Source organism: Panacibacter microcysteis, assembly GCF_015831355.1.
GTDB lineage: Bacteria > Bacteroidota > Bacteroidia > Chitinophagales > Chitinophagaceae > Panacibacter > Panacibacter microcysteis.
In genome coordinates, this window is the sequence record NZ_JADWYR010000001.1 from 2,501,381 (window position 1) to 2,516,324 (window position 14,944).

The 14,944-nt window shown below is 42.0% G+C and carries 12 protein-coding genes; 6 read left to right on the plus strand and 6 right to left on the minus strand.

The genetic code is table 11. The features are described 5' to 3' along the window. The first annotated feature begins 24 nt into the window (after nt 1–24). Nucleotides 25–1,416: an NADH-quinone oxidoreductase subunit N gene (locus tag I5907_RS10195; RefSeq protein WP_196990606.1), complete on the plus strand. Its 1,392-nt coding sequence runs from the start codon at nt 25–27 to the stop codon at nt 1,414–1,416. Nucleotides 1,417–1,921: 505 nt separating this feature from the next. Beyond that, complete coding sequence (locus tag I5907_RS10200) at nt 1,922–3,190, plus strand: ABC transporter permease (protein WP_196990607.1); 1,269 nt, start codon at nt 1,922–1,924, stop codon at nt 3,188–3,190. Nucleotides 3,191–3,209: 19 nt separating this feature from the next. On the opposite strand, the gene I5907_RS10205 is transcribed toward I5907_RS10200, so the two are convergent. From I5907_RS10205 to I5907_RS10225, 5 genes are all read right to left on the minus strand, one after another. Continuing rightward, nucleotides 3,210–3,743 carry a septal ring lytic transglycosylase RlpA family protein gene (locus tag I5907_RS10205; RefSeq protein ID WP_196990608.1) on the minus strand — a complete coding sequence of 178 codons (534 nt, stop codon included), beginning with the start codon at nt 3,741–3,743 and terminating at the stop codon, nt 3,210–3,212. A gap of 291 nt (nt 3,744–4,034) precedes the next feature. Further along, the gene (locus tag I5907_RS10210; protein WP_196990609.1) at nt 4,035–4,748 is read right to left on the minus strand and encodes a copper homeostasis protein CutC; all 714 of its coding nucleotides are present in this window, start codon (nt 4,746–4,748) and stop codon (nt 4,035–4,037) included. Between the two features lie 95 nt (nt 4,749–4,843). After that, a complete protein-coding gene (locus I5907_RS10215; RefSeq protein WP_196990610.1) occupies nt 4,844–5,863 on the minus strand; it encodes an isoaspartyl peptidase/L-asparaginase family protein in 1,020 nt (339 codons plus the stop codon). Between the two features lie 94 nt (nt 5,864–5,957). After that, entirely contained in the window at nt 5,958–6,266 is a 309-nt protein-coding gene (locus tag I5907_RS10220) for a phosphoribosylpyrophosphate synthetase (protein WP_196990611.1), read from the minus strand. A 109-nt stretch (nt 6,267–6,375) separates the two neighbouring features. After that, a complete protein-coding gene (locus tag I5907_RS10225; protein WP_196990612.1) occupies nt 6,376–7,488 on the minus strand; it encodes a hypothetical protein in 1,113 nt (370 codons plus the stop codon). Nucleotides 7,489–7,702: 214 nt separating this feature from the next. Here I5907_RS10225 and I5907_RS10230 point away from each other — a divergent pair, with 214 nt between their 5' ends. Continuing rightward, nucleotides 7,703–9,805: an endonuclease MutS2 gene (locus I5907_RS10230; protein ID WP_196990613.1), complete on the plus strand. Its 2,103-nt coding sequence runs from the start codon at nt 7,703–7,705 to the stop codon at nt 9,803–9,805. A gap of 116 nt (nt 9,806–9,921) precedes the next feature. On the opposite strand, the gene I5907_RS10235 is transcribed toward I5907_RS10230, so the two are convergent. Then, nucleotides 9,922–10,626: a VIT1/CCC1 transporter family protein gene (locus I5907_RS10235; protein ID WP_196990614.1), complete on the minus strand. Its 705-nt coding sequence runs from the start codon at nt 10,624–10,626 to the stop codon at nt 9,922–9,924. 216 nt (nt 10,627–10,842) lie between these two features. Between I5907_RS10235 and I5907_RS10240 the strand changes: the two genes are divergently transcribed. The 3 genes from I5907_RS10240 (at nt 10,843) to I5907_RS10250 (ending at nt 14,873) form a co-directional block, all read left to right on the plus strand. Further along, nucleotides 10,843–11,916, plus strand: a complete 1,074-nt coding sequence (locus I5907_RS10240; protein ID WP_196990615.1) for a tetratricopeptide repeat protein — start codon at nt 10,843–10,845, stop codon at nt 11,914–11,916. A gap of 25 nt (nt 11,917–11,941) precedes the next feature. Further along, nucleotides 11,942–14,092, plus strand: coding sequence for an OmpA family protein (locus I5907_RS10245; protein WP_196990616.1), 2,151 nt, complete (start codon nt 11,942–11,944; stop codon nt 14,090–14,092). A 166-nt stretch (nt 14,093–14,258) separates the two neighbouring features. Further along, nucleotides 14,259–14,873: a trimeric intracellular cation channel family protein gene (locus I5907_RS10250; protein WP_196990617.1), complete on the plus strand. Its 615-nt coding sequence runs from the start codon at nt 14,259–14,261 to the stop codon at nt 14,871–14,873. Nucleotides 14,874–14,944: the final 71 nt, after the last annotated feature.

Here is a 14,944-nt window from a genome sequence, read left to right on the forward strand (position 1 = left end):
GTTTAAGAAGTATAGATCTCAAATATGAATGCATTAATACTTTCGGCGGTTTTTGGAATGATCATGATGTTCTGCAGCTTCTTGTTGAAAAACAAAGAAAGCTTAAGACACATAGCATCTGTTGGTTTGTTGTTATTGCTCATTGCAAACATCGCCGATAGTTATGGTAAGCACTTGTTTGCTATTGATACGCACGGCTTACTGGCCTTCTCGAAGTTCGGTTATCTTTTTAACTCCATTATGCTCGCTTCTACCCTTGTGTACGTGCTTGTCACAGGTAAGGAGATCGAAAAGTATGGCAAATACACGGCTGAATATTTTACACTTATTTTCTTTGTGCTGTGCGGTATAACCATGCTTACCTGTTACAATAATCTTTTAACATTGTTCCTGGGTGTAGAGATCATGTCAATTCCGTTGTACATTCTCACCGGCAGCGACAAAAGAAATATGAAAAGTAATGAAGCGGCCCTGAAATATTTTTTGATGGGCTCTTTCTCTACAGGGCTCATGCTTATGGGTATAGCACTTACTTATGGTGGTACAGGTACATTCAGCCTTACTACCATGAGGTTATCGCAGGGGCTTTACCTTAACGTCGCTTCTTTTCTCGAAATTATAGGTTTATTATTCCTGCTTGTTTCCATGGCGTTCAAAGTGTCTGCCGCGCCATTTCATTTCTGGACGCCAGACGTTTACGACGGTGCTCCCAGTGTGTTTACGTCGTTTATGGCTACCATTGTTAAAGCAGCAGGTTTTGTGGCGCTTATCCGCCTGTTTGATGTAAGAATGGAGGCCACCGCCAAAGCAATAGACTGGCAGTTACTTGTGTCTATCATGATCGTTGCTACACTGCTGGTAGGAAATATTACCGCCGTTTTTCAGCAAAGCGTAAAAAGAATGCTTGCTTACTCCAGCATTGCACAGGCCGGTTTCATGCTCTATGCGCTTATGAGCGTAAATGATACCGCCCATGAAGGATTGTTATTATATGCGGCCGCATACAGCCTTGCTACCATAGGCATTTTTGCAGTACTCGTAAAAATGAAAGACCACACCTTCGAAGGTTACAACGGCCTGGGCAAAACTCAACCCGTACTTGCGGCAACGAACACAATATTCTTACTTTCACTTGCCGGTATCCCGCTTACAGCAGGCTTTTTTGCCAAATACCTTATGCTGGCATCGCTGGTAAAAACAGGAACATACCTGTGGCTGGTTATTGTGGGTGTTATATTTGCAGCAGTTAGTGCTTATTACTATTTCCGCGTTATACAGGCTATGTACTTTAAAGAGGGAAATCCTGAAACCGAACCTGTAACCTCCTCTTTCAAATTTGGCCTGGTAGCGGTGGCAGCAATTATTGTATTGCTTGGTATATTGCCTACTGCCATCCTCAACTGGTTGTATTTCTAACCACTCAAACCAATTGTTTTCCATCCGTGTTATTTTTAAATGCAAACCGCTGAATGGCTTTACCTTTATAAGCATTGTACAGGCTGTTGCATTGTAGAAAGCGATATTATATCAACTATTATACAGGCAGCACTTTCGTTGCAGACGTGGTTTTTTGAGCAGCAATATATTGAGTGGTAGCATCTGTTCGTGCAAAGCAGGTTTAATTATTGTCCCGGCAGTAGTTTTCATGGCATCGCCGGTTGTGTCACTCACTTGTACGTTCGGAACTATTTTCAGCTGAAGCGCACTGCATATGCATGTACCGCAGGTTGGTGAGACGGTGTATTTTGATTACAGCATAGTTCTGCGCGGGCATACCTGCTTACAAGCTATATAATTTGCTCTTAAAATCTTCGCTTTGGTCTTCGCGTTTGCTCATTTATCATTCACCGGTTGAAGTGTGCGACGCAAGGGACGATGATGCCAGTACAAAAGCCGGGTACATAAAAATCTATATTGCACTATGACGTTGAAAGATTCCTTCTCACTAGCATACCGCACTGTGCGTAGTAACAGGTTAAGAACAGGTATTACTGTTGCAATAATTGCATTTGGTATTATGGCACTTATTGGCATTATTACGGCCATAGACGCCATGAACGGAAGTTTGAGAGAGAGCTTTTCCACTATGGGTGCCAACGGGTTTACCATTTCTTACAAGGAGCGTTTCCGGTTTGGAAACGATAACCAGACAGAGAAAGTGGAAAAGGGCAAAAAGCAAAAAAAATCTAATCTCGACAAACCTATACAGCTTACAGAAGCTGAACTGTTTAAATCTGCATTCAATTTTCCGGCGGTTGTAAGTGTGGCTCTTAGCGGTCCGGGCTCAACAGAATTACGGTATAAAAGCAAGAAAACAAATCCTAATGTAAGGGTAAGCGGCGGAGATGAAAATTACCTGCCGGTAAACGGCTTTGCGGTGGAGTATGGCAGAAACCTCAACAGGCTCGATGTGCAGACCGGCCGGAATGTTTGTTTGCTGGGCAGCGATGTAGCTAAAAAATTGTTTGGCGAAACCGGTAAAGAAAAAGGCGTAGACAAAATAGTAAGCGTGGCAGGTGTGCCATATCGTGTAATCGGGATATTAAAAAGCAAAGGTTCCAGCGCATTGATGCGTGCAGACAATGTGGTCATTACCAGTTATAACAACGTTAGAAGAATGGGTAATTCTTCTCCTTCCTTTACTATTGGTGTTATGGCAAATGACGTTGGTTTACTGGATGGCGCTGTGGCAGAAGCCACGTCTATCTTTCGTGGTATCAGGCGGTTAACACCAGGCGAGGACGAGAATTTTGTGGCGGAAAAGAGTGATAAACTAGCTGAAACTTTTATCGGTTTGCTGGGTAGTATCCAGGGGGCTGCAGGTGCCATAGGCTTAATAACCCTTATAGGTGCCGCCATAGGTTTAATGAATATCATGCTTGTTGCGGTAAATGAACGCACACGTGAAGTAGGGCTGATAAAAGCACTTGGTGGTAAAAGAAGGAATATTCGTCAGCAGTTCCTGTTTGAGTCGACCATTATAAGTTTACTGGGTGCCTTTTTTGGAATATTGTTTGGTGTTTTACTGGGCAATGTGGCATCGCTGATTTTTGGAACGGGCTTCGTTGTGCCATGGGCCTGGGTAATTGCAGGAGTATTGATTTGTAGCGTGGTAGGCTTGCTGGCAGGTTTGTGGCCGGCTATAAAAGCGTCAAAGCTAAGCCCTATAATAGCTTTACGTTACGAGTAGTAATAAAGGGAAAATTCAATTATTTTGATAAAGTAGCGATGATGGGAGCATTCGTTTCATCAACATCGCTTTTATCCATTACTTCAAGCGATACTTTCGTGAGGCCTATTTTAGTAGTGAGGCCTATCTTTTTAGCAGCAGCAATCGTTAAGTCTATTACCCGTCCTTTTTTTGCCATCTTTGGGTGCATGCGGTCATTGATGCGTACTACAACAGTTTTACCATTGCGAAGGTTGGTAACTTTCACCCATGCATTAAGTGGTAAATTGTTGCTTGCTGCTGTATAGTTGGCGTGGCTAAAAACTTCGCCTGTGGCGGTCTCGCTGCCTTCCAGGCTTTTACTGTAGAAGCTTGCTGTGCCCTTTAAAAGAGGAGCAACTTTTTTGGTAACCTTTTTTTCTTCTGCAACAGCTAAAACTGAATCTGGTAATAAGGTAATATTTGTATCAGTCGTATCCTGGATAAAGTGAGGGCGGAAAACATACGTTTCAGGCCGGGCATTGCCATGCATGATAAAAATTAAGACCAAAAGAATTGAATAAAAAGTCTTCATTGCAATAGCTTTTTTAGATCATTGCTGATCGTGATTAGAAAATTGCTTTTCTGCTTTTCTTCTGATTCGTCGGGAGTTTATATCCGTTTCCGCGAGCCCAAAGAGTTGGCAATAATTATGCCCGATAACTAGTTGATTTTCTAAACCGCTGAAATTCAACTACAGAATTATTATTAAAATTTAGAAATGTCCAGGTAATATTAATAATAGCTATTCGCCATCTGATATTAAAAAAATATATCAGGCGTGCCGGGCAAAAGTAAAGGAAAAAGACCGGCCGGGGTAATAAAATTAACGAACGTTTGCTTTCATGGCTTTGATTTCGGCAATATCAGGAATTATGTTTTCAAGCACTTCTTCCATAGACGATGGGTAGTAATGCATTTGGGAGGCGATCGTTTTTCGGGCGGAGGAATGTAATTCGGTGGCGCCTGTAAAAGCGGCGAGCGCTGCGATATTGCCGGCTCTTACACCACTGCCCGGCATAATAATGATTCGTTCTGCAGCATCTGCCACCAATTGTTTAATCAGCAATTTTCCGTCGAAAGCATTGGGAACCTGGCCGCTGGTAAGTATGCGCTGGCAGCCGCAATCGATAACATCTTCCAAAGCCCTGGAAGGCCGGGCTGCACGGTCGAAAGCGCGGTGAAAAGTAACTTCCAGCGGGTAGGCGAGCTGAACGAGCATTTTTGTACGCGGCACATCTATACTACCATCAGGATTTAACAGGCCCAACACTACACCTTCGAACCCCAGTTCTTTGCAGAGCTGTACATCGCGGATCATAACTTCAAATTCTTCCTGTGTATACAGAAAATCGCCACCACGTGGACGAATGATAGGAAATACAGGTACAGATACTTTGTCCCTTACTGTTTTCAAGGTGCCGTAAGATGGAGTAGTACCGCCGTCTGCAGGATTTTCGCAAAGCTCAATTCTGTCTGCGCCTGCATTTGCCGCAATGATTGCCGATTGAATATTGAAGACTGCTATTTCTAATGTCATACCGTACTTTGGAACTGCTGAATAGTATTGTTGTCGTACAAGCGTGCGACGCAACAGGTGCCGGGTAGCGATGCTGCTGCCGGGTTCAAAAAAAATTATAACAGGTATTTGCCATCAACCAGTTCGCTGCCGTTATTGGAATAACAAACTGCGTAGTTGAAGCCTTTTTGTATACAATAACCGCCGTACTGCCCTTTCTTATTGATGGCTATAAAGCCAACCTGGAAATCTTTTGCCCTGGCGGGATTCTTTTTTACTATTCGCTCAACGGCTAGTTTACAGGCATTTTCAGGTGAATTGCCCTGGCGCATAAACTCTACTACGAGGTGTGTGCCGCAAACCTTTATAACTTCCTCGCCAAGACCGGTAGATACGGCCGCACCTATTTCATTGTCTACAAATAAGCCTGCACCAATAATAGGCGAATCGCCTACACGGCCACGCATTTTAAAACCCATACCGCTTGTTGTACAACTGCCGCTGAGGTTACCTTTTGCATCTATGGCTAGCATTCCGATAGTATCATGGTTCCATGCGCCGTTTGGCAATTTGATGGGGGCAAATGACTGGTCGTTCTTTGTATTCTCTACATTGATCTGTGGTTTGTATTCCGACTTTTTCAGCCATTCTTCGTAAGCTTTCTGAGCATCGGGAGATAACCTGTCGGGCTCCAGTTGAAAGCCCTCGCTTATAGCAAACTGTTGCGCACCGCTGCCTACCAGCATTACATGCGGTGTTTTTTCCATTACTTTCCTGGCAACAGAGATAGGATGTTTTATGCGTTCAAGAAATGCTACACAACCACAGTTGCCTTTTTCATCCATAATACTGGCATCGAGCGTAACGTGGCCATCTCTGTCGGGATTGGCACCAAGACCTACGCAGCAACTGATCTCATCTTCTGTAACCATCACACCTTTTTCAACGGCATCAAGAGCGGTGCCACCATTTTTCAATACTTCCCATGCACCTTTGTTTGCATTAATGCCGGCATCCCATGTAGAAATAACCAAAGGCACCTTACCGGTGCCGGCAGTGCCTGCAAAAAGTTTTGCTGAAAAGAGTGATCCTGCCCCCAAAGACCCCATTTGTAAAAAGCGTCGGCGTTGTAACATGCTGCAATATGTTTTGTAAATTGCTTTGAAGGTAACACGCAGTTACTATTCTGGTGCATACAATAAGAGCCATTATTTCAACAAAGTTTGCACGCTATTGCTGGTGGATCTTTAGTTTGTTAAGCATTTCGTCACTTACGGGATCGCTGTATACACCGTACGCGCTAACCAGCGTTCCTTTCATACTGCCGTCCTTGGCTTCTACTACGTATAAAATTGATGAATCATCAGGGTTGGTCATACCCTCAAAGCGATAGAAGCTGGTTATCTCAAATTGTGAAGGTGCAAGGCAAACACCGGTCTCATGGCATTTGAGCTGGTCAAAAGCAAGATTAAAATCTGTTGTGTAGCCTTGTTTTTTAAGATCATTCAAAGCATCAACCAGTGTATCATAAGTCTGCATATTTTTTATTTAAAGATACTCATTGCAGGCAAAGCACTATGTTTAAATAAAACAAGGCAGACCAAACGGTCTGCCTTGTTTGAGGACTATTCGTAAATATATGATCTGTTTATTTGGTAAGGTCGCCTGCTTCCGGTGAGTAAGGCGTGGTTACTGTTGTTACAGGCATTACATCGCCCATATCTGTTATTCTGAATGCCTGTATTTTCTTGTTCGCTTTTTCAATAGCAAAAATAAATCCTTTACCGTTTAACCAGCGGCTCGCAACATCCACAGGATTTCCAAGCCCTGTATTTGCGCCATAGATCACCGCGTCTGCATATACACTGCCGCCAGATGAAAGTTTAGCTGCGCCATTGTTGATCACATAAATACCACCATCTGCATTGAAAGCCGGTTTGCCAGGTGTAGGCGTAACGGGAGCAGCAGCCTCACCAATTTCAGTAACGATCAACACATCTGCTTCTGCATTATAAGTAATACCATGCAGGCGGCTGAAAGTGCCGTTTGGCCTGTCTTTTATGTCGAGCGATCTGCTGGCAGCAGCATTGCCGGTATGTAACATAGCCGGGTTATCAAATATATCCAGGCGCATAGCGGCCAGGTCTATCACTACAACCAGTTTATCCATCATTTCATCATAAATAATGCCCCATGGCTGGCCGCTTATTTTCACTTTTTCGCCTGTTACATTGCCGGATAAATTATTGAAGTTCCTGTAAAGCCTGATGGTACTGTCTGTATTGTTGGCAATAAACAGTACATCATTTTTCTTATCGTAAGCAAGCTCTCTTCCGCTACTTAACGAAGTATCAGTAAATGATCTTACCAATGTTGGCGGGTTAGACATATCTGAACCGTTGGCAAAAACATACAATGTTTTTTTCTGGCGGCTTAGCTGAAAAACCTCATCAGTTTTTTTGTTGTATAATACGCCATTACCATCTTTGGCACCCGTTGTAAACTGGCTCATCAATACGGTTTGATAATTAAGTAAGCCATATTTATACAGGTTATCCACGCTTGCTGCAGTATCAGCAGCAGAAACAAATAATCCCTGCATAGCAGATTTTGCCGAAAGCTCGTCGCTTTGTTCTGCAGCAACGGCAGGTGGTACTTCTTCTTTAAAATTGTTTTTCTGGCAACTGGTGAGCATAAAAGAAGATGATGCTACACAAATGGCAAACGCAAAAGTTTTCTGAATTGATGTAGATGTTTTCATCGTAATAGTTTTTTCTACTTACGAAATGTTAAGAAGCAAAGATTTAAAAAAGAAGAATTATTTTAACAGGCTGTAGTGCAGGTGGCATCGCCTGTTGTGTCACTCACTTGTACTTTCAGCAAGTATAGCGGCAGGGTGCGCAAAACTCTAATGTTGTTCTAATATAGCAGGCGGTTAGTTTATTACCTTTGCAAACAAAATTTTTCGGGGAAGCATGAAGTTATATCCAGAATCGGCAGCAGTGCAGTTAGAGTTTGATAAGATCAAGGCCTTATTGACCGAACATTGCAATAGTGAATACGGAAAGAAAAAAGCAGAACAGTTACGCATTCATACCAAAAAAGAATTCATTGAACTAGAGTTGCAACAAACCAATGAATTCAAATTACTGTTACAACATGCCCAGTATTTTCCTAATGATTATGTATTGAATATTGCACGTGAAATAAAGCTGCTTGGTATACCGGGCAGTACACTCAGCGGTGATGAATTTATGCTTATAAGAAAACTGGTAAGCAGCCTTGAAAAAATATTCCGGTGGTTTGATAATGAAAGGAGAACGGCTTATCCTGCACTAACAAAAGTTATTGAAGATACCTACTATGAAAAAGTCATTGCAGAACTCATAGATGATATACTGGATGAATATGGCAATGTAAAAGATACAGCCAGTCCTGAACTGCAGAAGATACGGGCAAGCCTTTACCGTAAGAGAAATGAACTGAGACGCGCATTTGAAAAAGTGGTGGCGCGGTTAAATAAAGCGGGCTATGCAGCAGATATAGAAGAAAGCTTTAGCAATGGCCGCAGGGTAGTGGCAGTATTCTCAGAGCATAAAAGACAGGTAAAAGGTATTCTTCATGGAGAGAGCGACAGCCGCAAAACAGCTTATATTGAACCAGAAGAAACCATTGAAATAAACAATGATGTATTTGCGCTGGAGAGTGATGAAAGAAAAGAAGTAATGCGCATATTAAAAGCACTTACCGCACAGCTAAGTTCTTACAGCGCCTTGTTACATGTCTACTATACAGTACTAGGTGAATATGATTTTATACGTGGTAAGGCAAAGCTTGCCGTAGACGTAAATGGTAATTACCCGAATGTGATTGATAAAGCACACATTGAAGTGCGGGATGCGTATCACCCGTTGTTGTATTTGTACAATAAAAATTCGCAGCGTAAAACCATACCCGTTACGCTTGAACTGGATGATAAAAAAAGGATTCTCGTAATCAGCGGCCCTAACGCGGGTGGCAAAACGGTTACCATGAAAACAATCGGGCTCAACCAGATGATGATGCAGAGTGGGCTGTTGGTTCCAGTGCATCCTACTTCTGTAATGGGTATATTCAAGCAACTTTTCATACACATAGGCGATACGCAGAGTATAGAATTTGAGTTAAGTACCTACTCGTCTCACTTGTTGCACATGAAATATTTTATAGAGAACGCCAATGGCAAAACCATGTTCTTTATAGACGAACTGGGTAGCGGTAGTGACCCCAACCTGGGTGGATCATTTGCAGAAGTTATTATGGAAGAACTTGCCCGCAAACATTCATTTGGTATAGTAACAACGCACTACCTAAATCTGAAGGTGATGGCCAACCGAACAGTGGGAATAATTAATGGTGCCATGGCATTTGATGAAGTTAATCTTCAACCGATGTATAAACTGATGGTTGGTAAACCAGGCAGTTCTTACACATTTGCTATAGCTGAAAGAATAGGCTTGCCAAAGCAACTGATTACGCGTGCCAGGCAGCTGGTGGATGAAGATCATTTCAGGCTGGATAAATTGCTAAACCGCACGGAGCAGGACCAACAGCAACTGGATAAGGACAAGAAAGAACTTGCCAAACTGTTGCAGGAAAATGATAAGCTGCGAAAAGAAATGGAAGGCGTGATGAGCCGTGAGAAACACCGCCAGCAGGTAGAAGTTTTGAAACACCAAAACAAGATTACAGAAGATCGTATTGAGCAGATGAAGGAAACAGAAAGAAAGCTTAAACAGATCGTAATTGAATGGCGCAAGGCTGAAGACAAGGAAGATGTAATAAAGAATATTCAAAACCTGTTGTTTAAAAAAAAGGAACACGTAGTGGCAAACAAGCTTGCCAAAAAGATTGATGCAAAATATAAGGAAGTAAAGACAGATATTGTTGTTGGCTCAAAAGTGAAAATGAAAAAAAACCACCAGGTAGGCGAAGTAAAAGAAATACGTGGTAAGCGTGCTATTGTGCAAATAGGCCTGTTACCAATGAATGTTGATATGGCAGATCTTGTGGTGGTGCAGGAAAGGCAGGATGCCTGAGCCCGGAGTGCTGAATAACCATTCAGACGTACAAGAGTGCGACGCAACAGCAGCTTAATAGCAGTATTGCAGCCGACTTACAAAATTTAATTATTGCCCGGCTATGCCGGGCAATATTATTTTCCTTCTATAAGTCTTGCGATACCAAAAGCAGTTGCTGCGGCTACGGCGCCAATAAGCATAACTTTAAAGCCTCCGCTCCATGGGTTTACGCCTGTAATTTTACTTTTAAAAAACCCAAAAATAAACAGGCAGGCGAGGGTAATGACAACTGAAAATTTCAACGCTTCTGTAGCTTCATCTACAAAAAAATAAGGACTTAATGGTACAAGGCCACCAACAATGTAAGAAACACCAATGTTAAATGCGCTTTTTCGTGCACGCTTAGGGTCTGGCTTATCAAGGTTTAGTTCATGCTTCATCATAAACTCCACCCATCGGTCTTTATCTTTTATAAGTTCGGTTGTAGCTTTTTCCTGCACATCTTCACTTAAGCCAAGGCCTGCAAAGAAATCTTTTACTTCTTCTCTTTCTTTTTGTGGCAGATGGTCAACCTCCCAGTACTCTCTTTTCAATTCGCTGTTGTAATGATCCTGTTCTGTTTTACCTGCAAGAAAACCACCGAGACCCATTGCTATTGAACCTGCGGCAATTTCTGCAATACCTGCAAGTACAATAACACTGGTATTATCCACCGCACCACTGAGACCTGCAGCCAATGCAAAAGGTACCGTTAAACCATCGCTCATACCTATTACGATATCTTTCAGTAATGCTGAACTTTCCAAATGATCTTCATGATGCAGGTGTGTATCGTGCATGTTCAAACAATTGTTGTAGCAAGATACTAAAATAGTAATGCGAAAAATGATGTACAAAACCACAGGTTTGGCCGAATTCCCCCTTTCAGGCACTTTACATTTTGATAATACAGCAGTTGACAAGCGAAGTGCTAATTAAAGTATTTAAGATTCGCTTAAATCAATAATATAGTGATAATATATAATATCGTTTGTCGTTAATGCAAAAAAGTATCCATGAGAAGATCAGTTTTTTTTGTAGTAACCCTGCTTTTAAACTCTCAACTCTTTGCTCAGACAGACACCGTAAGGCTTGCAGTAACTGATACTGTAAGGTTAGTGATTCAGCCAAACCAGGAAGCAGAGAAAGCATATAACAATGGCAACAGCTTGTTGCAATCTAAAAAGTACAATGAAGCAATTGCAGCATTTACCAAAGCACTTACGCTAAAACCCACATTAGAGAAAGCTTATTATAACCGCGGGCTGGCTTATGCTGAAGCAGGCAAAACGGCTGAGGCACTCGCAGATCTTTCCAAATCGATAGAACTCAATGCCGGGGCAGATTACAGCTATATGCTGCGTGCGCAAACCTACAGGAATACAAATGATACAGCTAATGCTATGGCTGATCTGCGTAAAACCATCGAAATAAATCCCAAACAGGCAGAAGCCTATTATCTGCAGGGCCTGATTGCTTTCCAGGGCAGGGATTATATTGCTGCTATAGACCATTTTTCAAAAGCTATTGAAGTAAAACCTGACTATGCCTATGCGCTGAACGACAGGGGCAGTGCTAAAATGGAAATAGATAGTCTTAACGATGCCATAGATGATTATAAAAAAGCATTGGCTGCCGATCAGAGCCTTGCATTTACCTACAATAATCTTGGTACTGCTTACAGGAAAAAGAAAGAGTACAAAAACGCCATATCTAGTTACGATAAAGCAATTGGCCTGAAACCGGATTATTATGTCGCCTACAATAACAGGGGAGCGGCCAAAGTTGAAGACCAGGATGTTGATGGCGCTATGGCTGATTTTAATAAAGCGATTGAATTAAAAAAGGATTATGCATTTGCGTATAATAACCGCTCATCTGTGCAATATAAAAAGAGGGATTTCCAGGCTGCAGTTGAAGATTGCAATACCGCCATCAGGTTAAATGCAGAATACGCCGAAGCATATTTAAACCGTGGTATCTCCAAGGAAATGCTCAGCGATTATAAAGGTGCCTGTGAAGACTACACGAAGGCTGCCGAACTCGGTATTAAGATAGCAAAGCAATATAAATCCGTAGTGTGCGAATAATCCACTTATCCAAGAAACAAGCTTTATGAAAAAAATATTACTATTTGTTTTACTCATAACAGGTATTACATCAGTAGCGCAGGTAAATAAACCATTTGAGAAAGAAAATTTTCCAGACCAGAAAGATGCCTTCAAAGAAGCAAAGAAAAATTATGAAGAAGGGAAGTCGATATTTTTAAGCGGCTATAAAATATATTTAAGTGAGCTCGACTTTTTTCTTTCTTCGCATGAGTATATGCCCGTAAGCCGCCATGATTATAACCATGCCGGCGAGGCTGCATTTCGTGCCGCGTTGAAACCGCTTGAAGCAGCAAATGCATTCAATCCTGACAATGCAGATGTGAACTGGATGATTGCCTTTTGTAAGTTTGCCATCAACAGCCAGAGTGATGCATCATTAAAATATTTTGAAAAAGCTTCTCAGTTAAACCCAAATGTCTTTCCTGAGTTTTCTTACTACGCAGGCTGGGCGTATCATTTACAGGCAAAGTGGGACGACGCTTTAAAGTATTATAATCTTTATCTAACCTCACTTAAAACGCAGTCGAAAGTACCTGCGTATAAACTGGAAGATATTAACAAGAAGATAGCAGAATGTAACACGGGTAAGGAACTGATGTCAAAGCCAAAACGCGTACGCATCAATAACCTTGGCGATGGTGTAAATTCATCTTTTCCTGATTACAGTGCGTTTATTACAACAGATGAATCGATGGTGGTGTTTACATCAAGAAGAAATAATTCAACCGGTCAAAAGCTCGATCCGCTTTCCGGGGGCTATTACGAAGATCTTTACCTGAGCAATAAGGTAGATAAAAAATGGGGGTCGGCACAAAACCTTGGTGCACCCATCAATACACCCGGGCATGATGCTACAGCCGGTTTATCTAACGATGGCACTACCTTGTATATTTATGAAAATCAGAAAGGAGATGGTGGAGACCTCTATGAAAGTGTACTGAAGGGAACAGCATGGAAGATTCCCGAGCATATGAATAAAAACATCAACACCAAAGCGCACGAGTCTACTATTTCCGAATCATTCGATAACAAAGTTGTTTACTTCATCAGCGACAGGGACAAAGGCATTGGCGCACGGGACATTTACTACTGCACAAAAGATGCAAAAGATAACTGGGTCAATCCTACAAATATCGGCACTACTATCAATACCAAATATGACGAAGAAGGTGTGTTTATGCACCCCGATGGCATAACCATGTATTTTAGCAGCCAGGGCCATGGCTCAATGGGTGGTTACGATATTTTCAAATCCACGTTAACCGATGGCAAATGGTCTGAACCTGAGAACCTGGGTTGGCCTATCAATGGTCCTGATGATGATGTATTTTTCGTAGTTGCGGGTAATGGACGCAGGGGTTATTATTCCTCTGCCAGAGAAGGTGGTTATGGTGATAAAGACATTTATTCCATTACCTTTCTTGGAGATGATAAGCCTTTTTTGCTTAGCAATGAAGATAACCTGATAGCAAGCGTTACAGCCCCCGTAAAAACTATACAACCGGCACCACCGGTAGAATTGCAGCAGCCATCGCTTACCATTCTTAAAGGAACGATCACAGATGAAATTACAAAGCAACCATTGGAGGCAACGATTGAGTTAAACGATCTTGATAAGAATGAACTGATCGCAACATTTAAGTCGAACAGCGCAACAGGTAAATATCTTGTAACATTACCGGATGGTCACAACTATGGTATAGCGGTAACGGCGCCCGGTTACCTGTTCCATTCAGAGAACTTTAATATTCCCAAAACAAACGGCTTCCAGGAAATCATTAAAGATGTGGAGTTGAAAAAAGTAGCAGTGGGTAACAAGATCATCTTAAAGAATATCTTCTTCGACTTTGACAAGTCTACGTTGCGGCCGCAATCCATTAATGAATTGCAGCGCTTAATGAAATTCATGAATGATAACCCAACAGTTAAGATCGAAATAGGCGGCCACACAGACAGTTATGGTTCAGATGAGTATAATATTCGCTTATCACAGTCACGTTGCGAAAGCGTGGTAAAATACCTTATCGAACATGGTATTGCAAAAGACAGGTTAAAGGCACACGGTTATGGAGAAAAAGTTCCGATTGATACAAACGAAACACCGGAAGGCAGGCAGATGAACAGACGAACAGAATTTGAAATTATAGGAAATTAGTATGGAGCCCGACAGCAGTTTATAATGGCATCGTTCCTTGCGTCGCACTCTTGTACTGCAATGCATAGGGCAACAAAAATGCGAAGTTCACAGCTTCGCATTTTTTATTTTACATATGCTAACGGGTAAGTATTAGTTGTAATTTCAGAACCATAACAAACCATATATGGAACAGGTATTATACATCATTGCCATTACTGCAGAAGCAATGACTGCCGCACTTTCTGCCGGCCGCAGAAAAATGGATTGGGTAGGCGTTTGCATCATTGCCTGTGTAACAGCTTTGGGTGGCGGCACCATCAGGAATATTTTATTGGGTCATTATCCTATGTCCTGGATTGCACATCCTGAGTATATCCTTATCACCATAGGCGGCGCATTACTGGCAGGTGTAATTGCATCTGTTATGAAAAAGCTGAAAAGTGTTTTTCTTTTCCTCGATGCTTTGGGGCTTGTTGTATTTACCATTATTGGTTGCCAGCTTGCCGAACAGTTACACATGCCATCACTCATCGTTGTGCTGAGTGGTGTAATTACGGGTTGCGGCGGCGGTGTGCTAAGAGATATTTTATGTAACGATATACCGTTATTGTTCAGGAAAGAGATTTACGCAACCGCATCGCTGCTTACCGGCGTGTTGTATATAGGAATTGAAAGACTTGGGATGACAACAGAAACCGCAGCCATTGTAGCCGCCATTACAGGCTTAATTGTAAGGTTGTTTGCAATACGGTATAAATGGCAAATGCCACAGTTTGTTTACGAGGAGGAGTGGGATTAATATTTAAGACAATTTTTTACTGATGGATGTGTTAACAGATTCAATAAAATAATAAAGTGCCGGATGCTGTA

What these genes read in the sequence shown, in the direction of transcription:
- I5907_RS10235 (WP_196990614.1), bottom strand. Translation starts at nt 10,626, where the DNA reads ATGCACGATACACACCTGCATCATGAAGATCATTTGGAAAGTTCAGCA.
- I5907_RS10205 (WP_196990608.1), bottom strand. Translation starts at nt 3,743, where the DNA reads ATGAAGACTTTTTATTCAATTCTTTTGGTCTTAATTTTTATCATGCAT.
- I5907_RS10215 (WP_196990610.1), bottom strand. Translation starts at nt 5,863, where the DNA reads ATGTTACAACGCCGACGCTTTTTACAAATGGGGTCTTTGGGGGCAGGA.
- I5907_RS10225 (WP_196990612.1), bottom strand. Translation starts at nt 7,488, where the DNA reads ATGAAAACATCTACATCAATTCAGAAAACTTTTGCGTTTGCCATTTGT.
- I5907_RS10195 (WP_196990606.1), top strand. Translation starts at nt 25, where the DNA reads ATGAATGCATTAATACTTTCGGCGGTTTTTGGAATGATCATGATGTTC.
- I5907_RS10210 (WP_196990609.1), bottom strand. Translation starts at nt 4,748, where the DNA reads ATGACATTAGAAATAGCAGTCTTCAATATTCAATCGGCAATCATTGCG.
- I5907_RS10240 (WP_196990615.1), top strand. Translation starts at nt 10,843, where the DNA reads ATGAGAAGATCAGTTTTTTTTGTAGTAACCCTGCTTTTAAACTCTCAA.
- I5907_RS10245 (WP_196990616.1), top strand. Translation starts at nt 11,942, where the DNA reads ATGAAAAAAATATTACTATTTGTTTTACTCATAACAGGTATTACATCA.
- I5907_RS10220 (WP_196990611.1), bottom strand. Translation starts at nt 6,266, where the DNA reads ATGCAGACTTATGATACACTGGTTGATGCTTTGAATGATCTTAAAAAA.
- I5907_RS10250 (WP_196990617.1), top strand. Translation starts at nt 14,259, where the DNA reads ATGGAACAGGTATTATACATCATTGCCATTACTGCAGAAGCAATGACT.
- I5907_RS10200 (WP_196990607.1), top strand. Translation starts at nt 1,922, where the DNA reads ATGACGTTGAAAGATTCCTTCTCACTAGCATACCGCACTGTGCGTAGT.
- I5907_RS10230 (WP_196990613.1), top strand. Translation starts at nt 7,703, where the DNA reads ATGAAGTTATATCCAGAATCGGCAGCAGTGCAGTTAGAGTTTGATAAG.